At 61.0% G+C, this 18,474-nt stretch carries 13 protein-coding genes; 3 read left to right on the forward strand and 10 right to left on the reverse strand.

The window, feature by feature from the left end; all coding sequences use genetic code 11:
* Positions 1-14 precede the first annotated feature (14 nt).
* The 6 genes from PWM43_RS00225 to PWM43_RS00250 all read right to left on the reverse strand — a co-directional run bounded on the left by PWM43_RS00225 (position 15) and on the right by PWM43_RS00250 (position 7,723).
* Positions 15-614 (reverse strand): hypothetical protein, encoded by a 600-nt coding sequence (locus PWM43_RS00225; RefSeq protein WP_289840563.1) that lies wholly within the window; start codon positions 612-614, stop codon positions 15-17.
* A 316-nt stretch (positions 615-930) separates the two neighbouring features.
* Entirely contained in the window at positions 931-1,818 is an 888-nt protein-coding gene (locus PWM43_RS00230) for a dihydrodipicolinate synthase family protein (RefSeq protein ID WP_289840564.1), read from the reverse strand.
* 155 nt (positions 1,819-1,973) lie between these two features.
* On the reverse strand, positions 1,974-3,524 hold the full coding sequence (locus tag PWM43_RS00235; protein WP_289840565.1) for an aldehyde dehydrogenase (NADP(+)): 1,551 nt from the start codon (positions 3,522-3,524) through the stop codon (positions 1,974-1,976).
* Positions 3,521-4,783 carry an NAD(P)/FAD-dependent oxidoreductase gene (locus PWM43_RS00240; RefSeq protein ID WP_289840566.1) on the reverse strand — a complete coding sequence of 421 codons (1,263 nt, stop codon included), beginning with the start codon at positions 4,781-4,783 and terminating at the stop codon, positions 3,521-3,523. Before PWM43_RS00240 ends, PWM43_RS00235 begins: the two co-directional genes overlap by 4 nt.
* On the reverse strand, positions 4,780-6,567 hold the full coding sequence (locus tag PWM43_RS00245; protein WP_289840567.1) for an aminopeptidase P family protein: 1,788 nt from the start codon (positions 6,565-6,567) through the stop codon (positions 4,780-4,782). Before PWM43_RS00245 ends, PWM43_RS00240 begins: the two co-directional genes overlap by 4 nt.
* 7 nt (positions 6,568-6,574) lie before the next feature.
* A complete protein-coding gene (locus tag PWM43_RS00250; protein WP_289840568.1) occupies positions 6,575-7,723 on the reverse strand; it encodes a M24 family metallopeptidase in 1,149 nt (382 codons plus the stop codon).
* Between the two features lie 134 nt (positions 7,724-7,857).
* On the opposite strand from PWM43_RS00250, the gene PWM43_RS00255 reads away from it, so the two are divergent.
* The gene (locus PWM43_RS00255; RefSeq protein ID WP_289840569.1) at positions 7,858-8,865 is read left to right on the forward strand and encodes a 4-hydroxyproline epimerase; all 1,008 of its coding nucleotides are present in this window, start codon (positions 7,858-7,860) and stop codon (positions 8,863-8,865) included.
* A gap of 214 nt (positions 8,866-9,079) precedes the next feature.
* On the opposite strand, the gene PWM43_RS00260 is transcribed toward PWM43_RS00255, so the two are convergent.
* Complete coding sequence (locus PWM43_RS00260; protein ID WP_289840570.1) at positions 9,080-9,757, reverse strand: GntR family transcriptional regulator; 678 nt, start codon at positions 9,755-9,757, stop codon at positions 9,080-9,082.
* A 733-nt stretch (positions 9,758-10,490) separates the two neighbouring features.
* Between PWM43_RS00260 and PWM43_RS00265 the strand changes: the two genes are divergently transcribed.
* The gene (locus PWM43_RS00265; protein WP_289840571.1) at positions 10,491-13,445 is read left to right on the forward strand and encodes a TonB-dependent receptor plug domain-containing protein; all 2,955 of its coding nucleotides are present in this window, start codon (positions 10,491-10,493) and stop codon (positions 13,443-13,445) included.
* A 65-nt stretch (positions 13,446-13,510) separates the two neighbouring features.
* Here PWM43_RS00265 and PWM43_RS00270 read toward each other — a convergent pair whose 3' ends face one another.
* Both PWM43_RS00270 and PWM43_RS00275 read right to left on the reverse strand, forming a co-directional pair.
* Complete coding sequence (locus PWM43_RS00270) at positions 13,511-14,878, reverse strand: NAD-dependent succinate-semialdehyde dehydrogenase (RefSeq protein ID WP_289840572.1); 1,368 nt, start codon at positions 14,876-14,878, stop codon at positions 13,511-13,513.
* A gap of 312 nt (positions 14,879-15,190) precedes the next feature.
* Positions 15,191-15,631: a hypothetical protein gene (locus PWM43_RS00275; RefSeq protein ID WP_289840573.1), complete on the reverse strand. Its 441-nt coding sequence runs from the start codon at positions 15,629-15,631 to the stop codon at positions 15,191-15,193.
* A gap of 47 nt (positions 15,632-15,678) precedes the next feature.
* On the opposite strand from PWM43_RS00275, the gene PWM43_RS00280 reads away from it, so the two are divergent.
* Positions 15,679-16,137 carry a MarR family winged helix-turn-helix transcriptional regulator gene (locus tag PWM43_RS00280; protein ID WP_289840574.1) on the forward strand — a complete coding sequence of 153 codons (459 nt, stop codon included), beginning with the start codon at positions 15,679-15,681 and terminating at the stop codon, positions 16,135-16,137.
* A 63-nt stretch (positions 16,138-16,200) separates the two neighbouring features.
* On the opposite strand, the gene PWM43_RS00285 is transcribed toward PWM43_RS00280, so the two are convergent.
* Positions 16,201-18,351, reverse strand: coding sequence for a TonB-dependent receptor (locus PWM43_RS00285; RefSeq protein WP_289840575.1), 2,151 nt, complete (start codon positions 18,349-18,351; stop codon positions 16,201-16,203).
* Between the last annotated feature and the right edge of the window lie 123 nt (positions 18,352-18,474).

Raw genomic sequence — 18,474 nt, forward strand, 5'->3', positions numbered from 1 at the left:
GTCGCGAGACGTCGTTACTGCGTCCGTGGTACGATGATGGGCTGATCCGATTTCGGGTCCGGGTTGGGAATGACGCTGCCAGCCTGTTTGGAGTAGGTGGAGTCCGTGCTCTGGTTCGGCGTCTTGGGACTGGAGAAGGCGGAAACAGGCCCGAACGGACCGCCATTGACCTTCTTCATCGTGGATTCCGGCTGACGCGAGCAGCCACGCGTAATGATGGAGCAGATGCCATCGGTGCCGATCACTTCGTCGTTATCGCCGGCATAATGCACTTCGGAGACGCGGTCGTGGTCGAGACGGATGATGGCCGTGCAGGTCGTGCCACCGCCGCCGACCACCTGCTGCAACACGGTGCTGACATCCGCGATCGGGATCAGTGTCGAGCCGCTCCAGCTCGGCGTCGTGTGTGTGCCGGAGTATTGATAGAGCTGTGTGGTGTCGTTGAGTTGTTTGACTGACGCCGGAATGCCTGCGCAGGCCTGGAGATCGTAGGACGTCATGCCGATCATCGACATCTGCGCCTTATGGGCGGCCCGGGAATCGAAATAACCACATCTTGTCAGGCTGAGCATGGTGGCGGTCACGATGAGGGTTCGAACAGGTTGACGTATCATATCGATGGGTCGTGCTCCGTATTGAAGGGGCCTCGAATGGCTATGAAACGTCATATCAAAAAAAAACGAACCTGACTCTCTCGTCTTGTATCTTGCTGAAAGCTTTCGGGCCTGCCTTGCTCGGAGAGTGTTTCACCCAAGGTAAAATGTTCCGGCGCTGATCGGGGAGCGTCACGCCCATCAGCCGACCGGAAGGAAGCGTGTGGAAAGCGAGATCGCGCACGGGCTCGTCCGCCTCGATCGCAGCGCGCGCCCGACTGCCCAACGGTGCCCGCGCGGCGGCGTAAAGCTGAAACCGTCCGTTGCGGCCCCGGCATCAGATCGGGCGGTTGGCGGCGGCGACCTCGACCATGCGCGTGACTTCGTCGCGTCGCGCTCCGGCCAGCGGCAGACGGGGCAGACGCACACGCTCGCTGCCGCGACCCATGATCTGCTCGGACAGCTTGATCGACTGCACCAGATCATGCTCGGCATCGAGGTGCAGAAGCGGCAGGAACCAGCGATAGATGCGGCGCGCCGTTTCGAGATCGCCGCGATCGATCGCCTCGACGAGGGCCACCGATTCACGCGGGAACGCACTGGTCAGGCCGGAAATCCAGCCTTCCGCGCCAAGCAGCAGGCCCTCAAACGCGACATCGTCCAGACCCGCCATCAGAACGAAACGGTCGCCGAACGCATTATAGACGTCCGTGTATCGACGCGTATCGGACGAGCTTTCCTTGATCGCCCTGATCGTCGGGACATCCGCCAGACGACCGAGCACGTCGAGTTCGATGTTGACGCGATAGGCCGCCGGATTGTTGTACAGCATGATCGGCAGGTCGCTGGCATCGGCGACGGCGCGGAGGTGATATTCAAGCTCGGCGGGTTTCGGCACATAGACCATGGCGGGCAGAACCATCAGCGCATCCGCGCCGATGCGGGCCGCGTCCCTGGCGAACCGCACGGCGCGCGGGGTCGTCAGTTCGGACACGCCCACCATGACCGGAACGCGCCCGGCCGTGACTTCGACGGCGGCTTCGAGCACGCGGATTTTCTCGTCGGGTTCCAGCGAATTGTTTTCGCCGCATGTGCCCATGATGACCAGGCCATGCACGCCGTCATGGATCAGGTTGTCGAGGACCGTCTGCGTCGCCTTGATGTCCACCGACAGATCTTCGGCAAACTGCGTCGTCGCTGCGGGAAATACGCCAGACCACTTCATGTTCACTCTCCTGGGGCATGGCTCTGGCAGACGGGACGTCCCGTTGCTGGAAGCCATATTTTCGTCTATCGTATACGAAAGTAGAGCCTCCGAAAACCGGAAAATGTCCGCGTGTCGAAAATGATGGAGTTTGCCTCCCCGCCAGACCGCCTGATTTATGCGGGAGGCTGGTTACCGTCGCGCAGTCCGACAGGCAGCAGCGCCTGAGGGATGTCCTGGTAGCAGACGGGACGCAGGAAACGCTCGATGGCGCCCGTGCCGACCGATGTCGTGCGAGGATCGGACGTCGCCGGGAACGGACCGCCATGCACCATCGCGCTACAGACTTCGACACCCGTCGGCCACGCGTTGGCGAGAATGCGGCCGACCTTGCGCTCAAGAACCGGCAGCAGGCCGCGAGCGTCCTCGAGGTCGGCTTCCTTCATGTGCAGCGTCGCGGTCAACTGGCCTTCGAGCGCTTCGGTCAGTGTACGCAGGGTTGCGATGTCAGGACAGGCCACGATGAGCGAACAGGAGCCGAAAATCTCCTCTTTCATGACAGGGTCCGCGGCGAAGGTCGTCGCGTCTGTTTCGAACAGGGCGGCCTGACACGCCGAATCTTCTCCGCGTGGTCCACGCCCGAGCGCCCTGATGCCGGGACGTGCCGCGAGACGTTCGACTCCGGCCTCGTAGGCGCTGCGGATGCCGGAAGTCAGCATGGTCGGCGCCGGTGCCGTTTCGAGGGCGGCTTTCGCTGCCGCTACGAACCGGTCGAAATCCGGACCGGCCACGCCGAGGATCAGGCCGGGATTGGTGCAGAACTGACCCGCACCCATCGTGAGTGAGACGACGAAGGATGCGCCAAGCGTTTCGGCATCGGCTTTCAGCGCGGCGGGCAGGAGGTAGACCGGATTGATGCTGCTCATCTCGGCATAGACCGGCACCGGCACGGGGCGCGCGGCCGCGATCTTGCCGAGCGCAAGCCCCCCCTGACGGGAGCCGGTATAGCCGACCGCCATGATGGCCGGGTCCTGAACCAGTGTTGCGCCGATGGCGTAGTCGGGGCCGCCGATTAACGAGAACACGCCTTCCGGCAGGGTGCAGCGCGTGATGGCGGCCCGGATGGCCCGACCCATCAGTTCGCTCGTGCCGGGATGCGCCGGATGGGCGCGAACGACGACGGGGCAGCCTGCCGCCAGCGCGGAGGCCGTGTCGCCCCCAGCCGCCGAGAAGGCCAGGGGGAAATTGCTGGCGCCGAACACGGCGACCGGTCCGACGGCCATGCGGATCTGGCGCAGGTCGGGACGCGACATCGGCTTGCGGTCCGGCAGAGCGGGGTCGATGCGCGGATCCATGCAGCGCCCTTCGCGCAGCAGGCTTGCGAACATGCGCAACTGCCCCATCGTGCGACCGCGCTCTCCCGTGAGGCGCGCGACCGGCAGGCCGCTTTCAGCATGGGCGCGCTCGATCAGCGGCTCGCCCAGCGCCTCGATTTCCGTGGCAACGGCGTCGAGGAACGTGGCGCGCGCGCTGAGGGAGGTGTGGCGATAGGTGTCGAAGGCGGCGTCGGCGAGCGCGCAGGCGTTGCGGATATCATCCGGCGTCGCGCATGAAAACGCGATGTCGAGCGCCGAGCCGTCCACGGCGCGCCGGGCGACGAACGTGGTGTCGCGCGTCACGTCGCGCGCGCCGATGAGAAGGGCGCCAGTCAGGGACGTTGTTGTCATGAAACGTTTCTCCGGGGGAAGGACATGCAGCGAAGGTTTTTGCTGAAACGGCCCGGACGCAGGGTGTGTGGCAGGGGCGCGCCGTCCAGCATATGGCGCGTGAGGCGCTCGGCGGTCGTGGCGGCCAGCGTCAGGCCAAGATGATTATGCCCGCAGACTGCGAACACATGAGGTTGATCCGGCAGCGCGCCGAGTGCCGGAAGATAATCAGGCAGCGTCGGACGCGCGCCATGCCATCGGGCGAACGGACCATGCACGGGCAGTCCCATTTCCCGGACGTGGCGTTCGAGATGTTCCCACTTGCGCGGGTCCGGCGGGGCATCGAAGGCGGAGAATTCGACGAACGACGTGGCGCGCAGACGGGAGCCGAACCGCGTGACGACGACCGCGCGGTCCTCGAAGACCACGTTGGGACCGGTCCACTCGCCATTGTGGTCCCACTCGACGTGATAGCCACGCTCGGCGATCATCGGCAGGGCGAGGTCCGGCAGCAGCAGACCGGATCGCACACCGCCCGCCACGATGACGCGATCGGCCTCAAGGACGCCAGCGTCGGTCCGGACCCGCACGCCGTCGCCATGCGTTTCGATGCCGGTGACGTAGCCCGTATGATGTTGGCCTCCCGCAGCGATCAGGCTGGCGAGCAATCCGTCGAGCACGAGACGCGGATCGGTCACATGGGCAGTGCCGGGGAAGTGCACGGCTTCGCGGATGGGTGCGCGGAACCGGGCGTTAATCAACGCCCGCTCGGCGGGTTCGATCCAGCAGGCCCTGGCCGTTCCCCAATCCGTCCCGATCATCCGGGCGGCACGGATGGGCGCGTCATCCTTCTCGAAGAGCTTTACGATTCCGCGCTTGTCGAGCAGTTCCGGCTGACCCAGCCGCTGTGCGAGGCGTTCCCATGCGGGCAGCGCATCCGACAGAAGGTCTCTCAGCGTGGTTTCCCCGGGCGAAACCCGGCGCAGGCCGTTCGCCGCGCAAGCGCGCAGGAAACGCAGCGACCATGGCAGCCAGATGCCGGGTCGCCGCCAGTCCAGCGCTACGGGACCGCGCGGAAAGAGGTCGGTGGCAAGCCGTTTGATCGTGGCCCATTCGGCCAGCGGCGTGACCTGTTCGGTGGCGATATGTCCCGCATTGCCCCATGAGGCGGGTGCCGGATCGGCGTCGGCGACGAGAGTGACGGCGCAGCCCCGGTCGAGCAGGCTCAGGGCACAGGCGCGCCCGATGACACCGCCGCCGATGATGATGGCCGATGTCATAGCGGCGCGCAGGCCCGGATGAGCCAGTCCCGCTCGGCGGGGGGTAGGGACGGCGCGATCATGGCTTCAACATGCGCATGAAACGCGTCGAGCCAGGCTCTTTCTTCGGAGTTCAGCAGGGAGGGTTCGATGCCCCGGCGGTCGATCGGGGCGAGTGTGATGGTCTCGAAATTCAGGAACCGGCCTTCCGCGTCATGGCGTCGGACTTCCATGGCGTTCTCCAGGCGGATGCCATGCGAATTCGGGGCGTAATAGCCGGGCTCGTTGGTGAGGATCATATGTTCCTCGATGGCGTCGAGCACCGGGCGACGCGTGAATCCCAGCGGCCATTCATGGACGCTGAGATAGCTTCCCAGCCCGTGGCCCGCGCCATGGTCGAAATCGAGATGCGCGTCCCATAGCGGCAGACGGGCGAGCGGGTCGAGCCGATAGCCGTGAGTTCCTTTGGGGAAAATCGCGCGGCTCAGGCCGATCAGACCTTTCAGAACGCGCGTGTAGTGATCGCGCCAAGCCGCCGGAGGCGCGCCGTCGCCGAGCCAGATCGTGCGCGTCACGTCCGTGGTGCCGCAACGATATTGCCCGCCGCTGTCGATCAGGAAAAACGTGCCGCTTTCAAGCGTCGCGCAGTCCGTCCGGCGCGGGGCGTAATGCATGATCGCAGCATTCGGACCGGCGGCGGCGATGGTCGCGAAACTCGGCCCCGTGCATGCTTCGCTGGCGAGGCGCAGTGACAGCAGGTGATCCGCAACCTCTGTCTCCGTGCGCCCGATGCCGTTCTGCTCCAGCCAGAACAGGAAGCGGCACAGCGCGATGCCGTCCAGATGATGGGCGCGACGCATGCCCTCGCGCTCTGTCTCCGTCTTGCGGGCGCGCGGTTCGAGGCAGGGGTCCGTTCCCGCGACCGGATTTGCCCCCGCGTCGCGCAGGCACTGCCAGAACCACGCCGCGCTTCGGGCCGGATCGAGGCGCACGGTCTGGCCCTTCAGGGCGCGCAGTCCGGCTTCCAGTTCCGAAGGGGGGCGAATATCGACGTCGGGGCCAAGAATATCAGCCACATGGGAGGGCACGCGCGACGGTTCGATGAACAACTGCACACTGCCGCTGCGCGAAACGATGGCAAAGGACAGCGGAACGGGGAGGAATTCGAGATCGCGGGCGCGGATATTCAGCATCCACGCGATGGCGGTCGGGTCGGGCAGGATCGCGTCATCCTGGCCGTCGCGGTCGAGAATGGCGGTGACAAGCGCCGTGCGGGTCCGACTATCCGTGCCGGTATAGGTGACGGGCAGGGACTCGACGGTCGTATCAGGAGCAGCCGGACGATCGGGCCAGATCGCGTCGATCGGATTGCACGCAAGCGCGACCATGCGGCATCCGGCCTGAGCGTAGGCGGCAAGCTCCGTTTCGCTGATGGTGCGGGGGTCGTAGCCGATGGCGCGGCCCGCGGCATGGTGCGCCAGCCATGTGGGGCCTGGCGTTTCATACATATGCGCTGTCGACCAGACAGCCGGATCGAGCTGCTGGTCCATCTGCACCTGATAGCGGCCATCCGAAAAAACGAGGGCCTCGTCTGGCAGGACGACCGCGAAACCCGCGCTTCCGGTAAAACCTGTCAGCCACGCCAGACGCTCGGCGCAGGCAGGGACATATTCACCCAGATGTTCGTCACCGCGGGGAAGCAGGAACCCGTCGACCCCGTGTTCGCGGAGATGGGCGCGCAGCCGGTCGAGGCGAGCATCGGAACCCGGCATCGGAGACGTGCTGTTTGGGCGGGAAGCAGACATGACGTCTTTAGCCAAAGGGCTTCGTGATACTGTGCGACGGTTCCGTGAACCAGCGCGCACCGGTCGGTGTGATGTGAAAATGATCCTCGAGACGAATGCCGAACCGGCCGGGCACCACGATCATCGGTTCGTTCGAGCAGCAGTTGCCGCTCTCCAGCGGCATCGTGTTGCCGCGTACGAGATACGGAAATTCATGGATCGACAATCCGATTCCATGTCCGGTTCGATGCGGCAGGCCGGGCAACGTATAGCCCGGTCCGAGGTCGTGCTTTTCGAGGACAGCGCGCGCGGCGGCATCTACGGCCTCGCAGGGCACACCGGGCCGGGCCGCGTCGAAGGCCGCAAGCTGGGCTTCCTTTTCGATGGCCCAGATGCGCTCATGTTCGGGGTCGGGCGTGCCGAAGGCATAGGTTCTTGTGATGTCGGAGTGGTAGCCATCGAGGCAGCAACCGGTATCGACGAGAACCAGATCGTTTTCGGCCAGAAGCTGATCGCCGGGAAGACCGTGCGGAAAGGCCGTTGCGGGGCCGAACTGGACGGCGCAGAACCACGAGCCGTTATCGGCGCCCAGTGCGCGGTGCCGCGTGTCGATGAAGCGGATCACCTCGCTGGCCCGGACGCCGGGGTGCAGGAATTCCCATGCGTCTTTCTGCACCTGGAGCGTGATCGCCATGGCGTGGCGGATGAGGGCGATTTCCTCGGCGGACTTGCACGCACGCAAGGTGTCGACGATCCCCGGATCGTCCGTGAACGTGATGCCGGGGCGGGCATTCCGCAGACTGGTCGCAATGCGCAGCGTGAGGTCACGATCCAGCGCCACGTGACTGCGATCCGCGAAACCGTCCATGGCGAGCAAAAACGGAGAGGCATCCTCTTCCCAGGAACGCACGTCCAGTTGCAGCTTGATCGATTCCGCCAAAGACCCCAGCTCGAAATGCGGACATATCATATAGGCCGCGCCAGAAGCCGGGATCACCACGGCGACGAGGCGCTCGGTTCCGCCCCAGGCAAGACCGGTAAAATAGCGCAGGCTGTCGCCGGCGCTGACGAGAAGCGCGTCCAGGCCACTGGCAATCAGCGATGCGCGCGCCGCCTCGATGCGTTCGGCGTACGTCCGGGCGGAAATGCGGGGGGGAAAGGATGGCAGCTGGCTCACGGGATGCTTTTCAAGCTCGCGGTGACTATGGTACGTATACGATAGACGAATAGCGGGGGGAGGACAAGGCGCGCGGGTCGTCATGCCTCCCATTCTCCCCGTCGCACATCATGCTGAACCGGGAACTCAATTTCATGCGGCATACGTTTTTTTGCATCGATGGTCATACCGCTGGAAATCCGGTCCGGCTGGTCGCGGGTGGGTTGCCTCTTCTGCGCGGTCGCACGATGGGCGAACGTCGCCTCGATTTTCTCGATCGTTTCGACTGGATCCGGACCGGCCTGTGTTTCGAGCCGCGGGGACACAACATGATGTCGGGTGGTTTCATCTATCCGCCGACGCGCGATGATACCGATGGCGGCATCCTTTTTATCGAGACGAGCGGCTGCCTGCCGATGTGTGGTCACGGCACGATCGGCCTGGTGACATTCGCGCTTGAGCATGGGCTTCTGGTCCCCCGCGAAAAGGGCCGTCTCAAGCTGGAAGTGCCTGCCGGACTCATCGATATCGCCTATCGCGAGGAGGCGGGGCGGGTCATATCCGTGCAGATTCGCAATGTTCCGGCTTATGTCGCGGCGACGGGGGTGGAGATTGACGTGCCCGGCCTTGGCCCGCTGACGGTCGATGTGTCCTATGGGGGCAATTACTACGCGATTGTCGAACCTCAGGGCGCCTATACGGGGCTCGACGATCTGGGCGCGCAGCGTATCCTCGAATTCAGTCCGCTTGTGCGCGAGGCCGTACGCGCGAAATTCCATCCGGTCCATCCGGTGGACGCGTCCATCAATGGCGTGAGCCATGTCCTTTGGGCCGACCGCGACACGACGCGCGATGGCGGCCGTAATGCCGTGTTTTATGGTGATCACGCCATCGATCGCAGCCCGTGTGGTACGGGCACCTCCGCGCGCCTGGCTCATCTGGTGCATAAAGGCGTCCTGAAGGTCGGCGATCGCTTCACGCATGACAGCTATATCCACAGCCGTTTTATCGGAACGGTGGAATCGGCGGTGGAACTTCCGTCGGGGAACGGTCCCATTCCGGCGATCGTGCCCCTGATCGAGGGGAGTGCGGTTTCGACCGGTTTCAATACGATCTGGATCGACCCGGAAGATGTTTTCTGCCACGGCTTCCAGGTGGTCTGATCGGCCTGAACGACACCGTCGATAGCGTTATTATATCGTATCGTTCCTAGAGGCGTACGGTTGCCGCGTGATGGTACGGTCGTCGGGATAGGGAGTTCATGCTCTTCTATGCGGATCGTATCGGCCAACGGCCGTTCACATCAGGACATGCGCTCCCGTTGCCTTCAAAAGGATGTCGCGCGCGGAACTTGAGATGCTGCGCGCATGACGGAACTCAACGATTTCCGGTGCCGAGTTGGTTGCGGAGGTCGTGCAGGGTGTCGCTGATATGATGTTTCAGAAGGGTTTCCACGCGTTCCGAGTCGCGATCGATCCATGCCTTGAGCAGTTGACGATGCTCCTCCGACGCGCGCTTGTCCCGGCCCTGCGTATTGAGATGCAGGCGCACGTAGCGATCGGCGATCACATTGACCGTCTCGAGCAGGTGACAGGTTAGCCTGCCGGCGCCTGGCTGGATCAGCGAGAGGTGGAAAAGCCGGTTGTAGAGACTGTGATCCTGGCCTTCCTGCCTGATGGCGGCTTCCAGTTCGGCAAGGCTTTTTTTCGCGGCTTTATGATCTTCGACCGTGGCGACGAGAGCTGAACGCGCGGCGGCTTCAGGTTCCAGCCGCATACGGAGTTCAAACACCTCCTCGGCCTCGTCGGTCGAGAGCGTGGCGACCGTGAAACCGCGCTTGGCATGAGCGACGACGAGGCCGTCCTGCTCCAGACGCGCGAGCGTCTCGCGCAGAGGTATCTTGCTGATGTTGAGTTCGGCTGCCAGCGCATCCTGGCGGATCGGCTGATCCGCCGCGAGAGCGCCGCTCAGAATTTGTTCACGGAGAATTCCGTAGAGCTGGTCGCTGATTGTTCTGACGATCAGCGGCTGAATTTTCCCCGTCTGGGCGTTCATGAGTATTCCGCGTCTCTTTTCTGTGTTCGTCTTCCTTTATACATAAGTGTTCGCCAATGCGAACATCTATGTAACGAAGCCCTCGCGTCATTGTGTATAATTCCAGCATTCTTCTTATGCAGGGTATAAAATATCGGGAAACGAAAGGGTGGAGACGACAGCGAGCGGGATGAACGCATCCTGAAATGAGCGCTGGCTCACAAGGATGATGGGCTGACATTCTGCATCATGCGCGTGCGCCTCTTCACCGGCTCCCGGTTTCGGGCAGGTCCATCCGCATCAAGGGTATCCCGACGCGATGGGGAGATGTGTCCATGGATTGGCATGGCGGCGAGTCCATAAAGCAAATCGAAGACCCTCTGGCGTAACCGGAAAGCGGGCCGCGTGACATCCGGTTACACCTCCGCTTTCCCTCGGGTTTCAGGGCAGCTTTGCCAGAGGCCGTGAGTGGGAAAAATTGTGTTTTATCGGCAACATATGGCGTGAATATCGAAGACGGAAGCTGCCAGACCGTGCGTTTCCGCGTGTCGATTTTGACTGGATGAGGCCGGACATCTGATCCGGGCTCTGATCTAAGTTCTTGTCATAAAAAAGAAATATTCCGGTCGTGGTTTCGATGAGGCGGGCTCCTTCAGGATCATGTCGACGTCAGACCGTTACGTAACAGGTATTCCGTCCTCCGATCCCGATATGTATACGATATATAGGGTACTTGATTGAGGTTTAAGCTCACATGAAAAAAGCGCACAGGCACGCTCTTGCAGTTTCGACGTCCCTGGGACTGGTTTGCGCGGTGTTCGCCACGGCTTCGGCAGAGACGGTCGCCAGGAAGCAGACGAGTCATCGCGCCAAATCGGCGGCCCATGTCGCAACGGCCAAAGCATTGTCGGCGAGCGCCTCCGTGAAGGTCGCGCCGACCTCGACGGCGGCAGGCACGTCTGCGACGGCCAGCGCCACGTCGACAGCCGCGCGCCGTCGGGTTCTCGCCCGACCGCATTCGGCGGAGGAGTCCATTATCGTGACGGGCTCGGCGCTTGCATCGCGTGCGGATTCCAACGCCAATCCGGTGCAGACGATCACGGCCAAGCAGATCACGTCGACTTCAGCGGTAACGCTTGGTGACTATCTGCTGCGGTTGCCGTCGATCGGCTCCAGCGGCACCAATAACACCAACACCAACGGCGGCCTGGGCATGTCCTGCACGGACATCCGTAACCTTGGCCCCTCGCGTGTGCTGGTTCTGGTGGATGGCAAGCGTCAGGTTCCGACCTTCGGCAGCGGTTCGCAGTGCGTGGATCTCAACTCGATTCCCACGGACCAGGTCGAATCCGTCGAAATCCTTAAGGACGGTGGTTCCGAGCTATATGGCGCGGACGCTGTTTCCGGCGTGATCAACATCAAGCTGCGCCACAATACGACCAAGGGCAACATCATGATCCGCGGCGGCATCACCGATCATGGTGATGGCCAGATGGGCAAGGTCGCGGGTTACAAGGGCTTCGATTTCGATCACGGCAAAGGCAACATCACGCTCTTCGGTTCGTATATGACGTCTTCGGGCATCAAGCAGAAGACACGCGACTGGGCCGCCAACCCGTGGAACTCCGATGCCGAAATCGGCGCGACACCGGTCATCGGGAGTTCGGTGGGTCCAAATACCCGCGTGCTCGGCACGAACTTGAACTTGGTCAGCAATGGCACGGGCGGCGGCAGCGCGGATGCGTTCCATAATTTCTCGTCCTCGGATCGTTATAATTTCGCCCAGGACCAGTTGCTGACGAACTCGTTGCAGCAGGCTGTTCTCAGTGGTGACATGCATTACGAGATCGACAGGCACGTCGATCTCTATTCTTCGATCCGCTACACCCATAAAGACGCGATGAATACGCTCGCGGGAAACCCGGTTACGGGTGCGACCTATCCTTCGACACTGCCGTCGTCAATTATTCTGCCGTCGGGCAGCCCCTACAACATCTGGGGTGAAGATGTGTCCATGTATCGCCGCTTCCAGGATCTGGGCCAGCGTAAATACGAGGAGGCTTTCGATCAGTGGCAGTATACGGGCGGCGCGAAAGGCGACATCGTCGGCGACTGGAAATATGACGTATCCATGTCTTACGGTCAGACGCTGGCGAAGCTCTCGACCGAGAACATGACGAACTACGCCCATTATTTTCAGGAACTCGGCGCCGAACAGGTCGATCCGACAGATGCGAACAGCGCGGTCGTCTATAACCCGTCCATCTGTCAGGCTTCCGCGGGTTGCTCGCTGACCAATCCCTTCGGCAAGCCGACTTCGGCGCAGGCGGACTACCTGCGCTACACGCAGAACGATCACAGCACCTACCAGATGCGCGACTTCAATGCCCGCGTTCACAATAACCACGTTGCTCATCTGCCCTGGCAGGGCGGCGGTGATTTCGGGATGGCCATGGGCCTCGAGCATCGCAGCGAACAGGCCAGCTATACGCCGGACGCGCTGGCCGCGAACGGTGACCTTGGCGGCGGCGCCACCTATACGGGTGGCGGATATAACGTCACGGAAGCCTATATCGAGGGCAATCTGCCCCTTTTGCATGATGTGCCGTTCGCGCACGATCTGACCATCGACGGTCAGGGACGCTGGTCGGGTTACAGCACCTTCGGGAACGCCTATAACTGGAAGGGCAGCATCAACTGGGCCCCGACCCGCGACATTCGTTTCCGTGCCACGCTCGGGACATCGCTGCGGGCGCCGACCATGACCGAACTCTATGGCGGTCACCAGATCAGCTACAACCCGGGCAACGATCCCTGCGCCCAGGCCGCCAGCTATGGCTCGATGAGCGCGATGGTCGTCGCGACCTGCGCCAAGCAGGGTGTGAATACCGCGACGTTCGTCAATGCGAACTCCAGCCAGATTCCGACGCTCATCGGTGGCAACGCCGCCCTGAAGCCGGAAGAAGCCCGCACCTATACTTTTGGCACGGTCCTCACGCCGCGCTGGATTCCGAACCTCACGGCATCGGTCGAGTACTGGCACTACACGATCAAGAACATGATCACGACGCTGCCGGTTCAGTACATCGCCGACAGCTGCTACACGGGAACGAACACGGCGTGGTGTAGCAACATCGCGCAGCGGAGCAGTTCCGGGCAGTTGACTCAGGTCAACGACACCTATTCCAATGCCGGTGGATTGCGGACCAACGGTATCGATTTCGACCTGAACTACCGCATCCGCCTGACGCATCAAGACAGCCTGACGCTGAGCAACAACTTCCAGCAGCTCGTCGGGTTTCTCCAGCAGAACGAGCCGGGCGGAAGCTGGTATAACTATGCCGGACGTCTGTTTTACCAGGGCGGTAACGGCATGCCGCGCGTCCGCGACTACGCCACGGCGACCTGGAGCCACAGAAACTTCAGCCTGACATACATGATGAGCTATACCGGTGGCATGCGCTTTAATGACGGTTCGAACGATCTAAGCTGCAAGGTCTACTCGTACTGCAAGGTGCCGGGTATTTTCTCTCATGACGTGACGGTGAATTACAACACACATGACTGGCAGTTCCAGGTCGGGGTGAACAACATCCTCGACAAAAAGCCGCCCTTCGTGCCCGACGGTTCGAGCAACACCGCGCTGTCGATGTATTCGGAAGAAATCATCGGACGTTATGTGTTCGCCCAGGTCGGACGGAACTTCTGATCGAAAGAAACCCGCCGAAGCGAAAGCTCCGGCGGGTTTTCCACGCACTGGACCCTACGGGCGCGTCATGCGACCCGGATCAGCTTCCGGTTCACGAATTCCTCGATCCCGAGGCTGGAAAGTTCACGACCGTAACCCGAGTTCTTGATGCCGCCGAACGGCAGATCGGGCTGGGTGGCCGTGACCATGTTCACATACATCATGCCGGTCTCCACCTTCTCGGCGACGCGTAGACCGCGTTCGATATCCCGCGTGTAGACCGAGCCGCCAAGTCCGTAGGGCGAGTCATTGGCCAGCGCGATGGCTTCATCCTCACTCTTCACCCGATGAATGGTCGCGACCGGACCAAAAATTTCCTCGTAAAAGAGAGGATTGTCCCGGGTAACGTTGGTCAGGATTCCGGCTTCCATAAAAAAGCCTTCCCGCTCGAGCTTTTTCCCGCCCACCAGCTTGGCGCCGCCCTTGACCGCACGGTCGACCTGCTCAAGAGCCCGCTTCAATGCCCCTTCGCTGCTCATCGGACCATGCGTCACGTTGGGATCGAGCGGATCGCCGTAGCGGAACTTGCTGATCTCTGCCTTGAGCCTTTCGATGAACGTATCGGCGAGGCTCTCATGCACGATCATGCGCTTGGCAGCCGTGCAGACCTGACCGTTATTGCCCATGCGACCCGTGACGGCACATTGCATGACCTTGTCGAGATCGGCGTCCTCAAGCACAATGAAAGCGTCGGTGCCGCCCAATTCCATCGTGCTCTTTTTGAGTGCCTTGCCAGCCTGCGCGGCGACAGCGCTTCCCGCCCTTTCGCTGCCCGTCAGGGCTACGCCCCGGATTTCGGGCTTTTCGATCAGTTTCTCCGACTGATCATTGGAAATGAAAAGGTTGGTATAGGCGCCTTCCGGCGCTCCGGCATCGCGGAACAGGGCTTCGAACGCCAGCGCGCATTGCGGAACGCTCTCGGCGTGTTTGACCATGACGGTGTTGCCCGCCATGAGGTTGGGGGCGGCCACGCGGGCCAGCTGATAATAAGGAAAGTTCCAGGGCTCCACGCAGTAGATCACGCCCAGCGGCTGGTTGATCAGCTTCGCCTTGCCCTTTTCGACGGGCAGTTCCCTGGGTGCCAGGAATTCCTCGGCATTCTCGGCATAATAAGTGAGGATGGCAGCCGTCAGTTCAATCTCCCGCACGGCTTCGGACAGCACCTTACCCATGTCGGTGGTGATGATGCGGGCGTGCTTTTCCTTGTCGCGGAGCAGCGCGTCGGCGGCGCCCTTCACGATCCTGCTGCGATCGGCGAAGGAACGATGCTGCCAGTCGTCACGCCACAGGCCATGGGCCTTGTCCAGCTTGGCATACATGTCCCGGTCGCTAAGCGAGGGAAAGGTTTTTTCCGTCTTGCCGGTCGCGGGGTTGAGGGTTTTGTAAGCGCTCATTGCAGCCTCTCTTCGGGTTTAATTCCGGGGCGGGCCGACGTCCCGGCCAAGACGGGCAGGTCGTGGCTCTGTCCCAGTGGCGGGAGCGGCAGGGCCTTGGGAGCACGTCATGGCGCGCGGCCTGCCTGTTCGCCGGATATCTTTTTCCGAAGTGCTAACTCATCGTCCCGGAGATCGTTCCCAAACGAAGCGGCATAGAATTTGTCGCCCGCTTTTGGCAGGGGCTCGGGCTGAAACATCCGCTTTGAGGTCGGATAGAGGAATGTCACATTCTGAAGCGATAGCGACAGACTCCAGGCATCTATCTTGTTTTTATCGTGATCGGGACATTCGTAGTCCGTCGCGAAAATTCATTCCAAGAAACAGCAGGTTGATTGAGCCTGTCAGGAGCTCGAGAAGCTGCACACCATAAAACAGCCAGTCTAATTTTAATTCAGAGGCTCGGAATGCAAGAAAGAATGCGCAGGGAACAAGAATACAGAGTCCGTTGATTCCGATAACCCGCATGCGTTTGAATTTCGTGAGTGCTAAACCTCGCGGTGCTTTTCCAGCGATCTGGTAACCAGACAAACCCGTAAAAGCGAGACAAGGGATGAGAACAATCAGTCCCCACAGAATTGTATGTTTGGTTGCTGCAATCGTCAGCGGGTTTCCAGATAGTTCTGCAACGATGGTGCCGACCATGAAACAGGCTATGCATAAAATGGCCAATCCTCCCAGCAGAGGATGGATGCGGCGAAGAAGCCTTTGCATAGGATTGTCCTTGCATGAATGGATTCGAGAGACTTATATAGCGAGCCATGAATAAAGATAGCAAGCCATATAAATGGCAGTCCCGCGAACAATCCCTTGGTTATATGGTCAACTGGGCGGCTCGGCTCTTCGCTCGTGAGATGGACGATGCGTTGCGACCTTTTGGTCTCATGTCCGGACAACTGCCTGTGTTTTTCGCTCTTGCCGATGGAGAACCTCAACCGCAGCGTGAACTGGTTCGCCTTGCTGCGGTTGAGCAGTCCACCATGGCCAAGACCCTCTCACGTATGGAGCGGGACGGGCTGGTCCAGCGCAGTCCAGACCCAAATGATCGGCGCAGTACATTGATCTCGCTGACCCCTTCAGCGGCAAAAAAACTGCCAGACATTGCTGCGGCTGTTGCGTCGCTCAATGCCAGAAGTCATCTTCATCTATCGACAGAAGATCATGAGCGACTGCTTGACCTGCTTCGACGGGTCATCAGCGGGCTGGTAAATGATGAATGACTAATTAGACGGCGAAACAGAATTTCAAACTGAGACACTCCCCCGTTTCCGGGCGCTGCAAGTTTAAAAATCCGAGACGAGCGAGGCATAGATGCCGCGTCTCTGGCCGTACTGGGCCTGATAGATGCCAACGCCGCTGCCGTTGCGAAGCTGGTAATGCCTGTCGAACAGATTCACGACATCGGTCCGAAGGCGGAGGTCGTGTCCCACCGGAATTTTCGTGAACGTATATTGATAGCCGATGTTGAAAATGCCGTATTGCGGTTCTTTTTCGAGATTGGCGAAGCCGCTGCGCAGGCCGTTTCCATAGATGAAATCGATATAGGCCATATGGTGCTTGTCGCGCCATGAGCCGCCCGCGCTCGCGGTGTATTCCCCCTGGTGATCCAGCTGGATGTCATGACGGCGGATGTAATCGAGTTCGGCCTGATCGAATTGATACTGCGCCGAATTGATGTCACGGGCGCCGGTTTTGACGTAGGAGAAATTGCCGAAGGCGGACCAGGGACCATGGCGCCATGACATGCCGAGTTCGGAGCCGAACACATGGCCGCGGCGATAGCTGAACGGGGCGAGAATGACGGCGCGCCCGAACTGACCAAGGTCCGTCAGGTTATGCGCCCATTTGGAAAAGGCATCGACGGTGATCTGGAAGTCGGGCGTGACATGCTGGAGAACGCCGATATCGACATAGTTGGACGTCTCCACCTTCGTGGCGTCACCGTACGCGCTGGCGGGTGCGTTGGTGGTGCCTGCGAATTTCGCCAGGGTGGACGGGTAAATATATTGGGGCGAGGGCGGCGCGAAATAACGCGAGTAACCGAGATGCAGCGTCGTCGTGCGCGAGGGTTTCCACACGATATTCGCCCTCGGGCTGAGTTGGCCTTCATGATCGAAAGATGACGCGAAACGGTCGTAGCGGATGCCGTAATTGAAAGTCAGATTATGTGTGATTCTGTATTCGTCCTGCAGATAGGCCCCCGCCTCGACGGACCAGTTGCCGGTATTGTCGATGATCCGTTGCGGGATGTCGGAGAGTGCAACGTCGTTCTCGTTCGTGGGAAAGGCGAGCGAGTTGGTGTCGAGGCGCTCGGACGTATACTGGCCGAGAAGACCGGCACGGATCACGTGATGCGGCGCGACGTCCCATGAGAGATCGAACTGGGCGCCCCCGGTCGTGAAATCATTGACTTCGTGTTCCGCCACGCCCTGAAAGACGAGGTCGCGGATCGGATCGGGGCTGTAATCGATGCGTCCATAGCGGAAATAGGGAGAGAACTGAAAATTCACTGTCTCGGCGCTGCGCTGATACGAGGCTACCGCGTAATAGTTCTGTTCCGTCTGGCTGTCATCGAGCAGGCGCGACTGCACGGACGGATCGTCCCAACGGGTTTGGGCGAGAGGGTAGATCGGGTCCAGATCCGGGGTATTGGGAAGCTGGAAGTCCGCGTAAGAAGCGCTCGTCAGCAGCGTCACGCGGCTTGTGTCATCCAGACGCCATGAAAAATATCCGAACGCCTTTTCCTGTTCCGTCAGGTCGTGAACGGGACGGAAGGAGTCGGTCGGGTTCTCGATGCCGATATGATTGCGATTATAGGACAGCGTCGTGAAATACTCGAAATTGCCTTTGTGACCACCAAGCTGGAGTGACGGCGCGAAGGTGCCGTAGCTGCCGCCGTAAAGGGAAAGCTGATTGTGCTTCAGCGTATCGCCCGTTTTCGTGTTGACGTCGACGACACCGGCTGTGCGGAAGCCGAACTGGGCGGGGAGGGTACCCGTCAGGAGATCGACGGACTGGATGATGCGGGTGTCGAGTTCCTGCCCGAAGCCGTTCAGTCCTTCGGGCAGGAGCACGCCGTTAACGCGATAGGTCAGCCCGCCATGTTCGCCGCGCACATGCACCTCTCCGTAACTGTCGAGCACGACCCCCGGCATGCGGAGCATAATCTGGTTGAAGGCCGCGTTCTCGCCCTGGGGCGTCGCCTGGATCTGGCGCTGGTCGATGCCGTAGGAGACGGCCCCGAGGCTTGGGAAAATACGGCCCCGCTCCTGATCGAGATGGCCCACGACCGTCATCGTTTCCGTGGCGTGCGTTGTCGCCTCGGTCGTCCTGGCGGGATGAGCCGCATTTTTATCTGGCGCCTTCTTCTGAGGCGGCGAGGATGCGCTCAATCGGCCGTCAGCCCATACAGGATCGCATACGAAGCCGCTCATGATGACTGTTGCGCATAAGAGAGCAACGCGATGCTGAGGGCCACGCGCGGAAGATGATGAAAACGAACCTACAAACTTACATAGCATTTGCTATACCTGGGTATGCGCGCCGACAGGCTGATG

The organism is Brytella acorum (assembly GCF_029309905.1).
GTDB lineage: Bacteria > Pseudomonadota > Alphaproteobacteria > Acetobacterales > Acetobacteraceae > Brytella > Brytella acorum.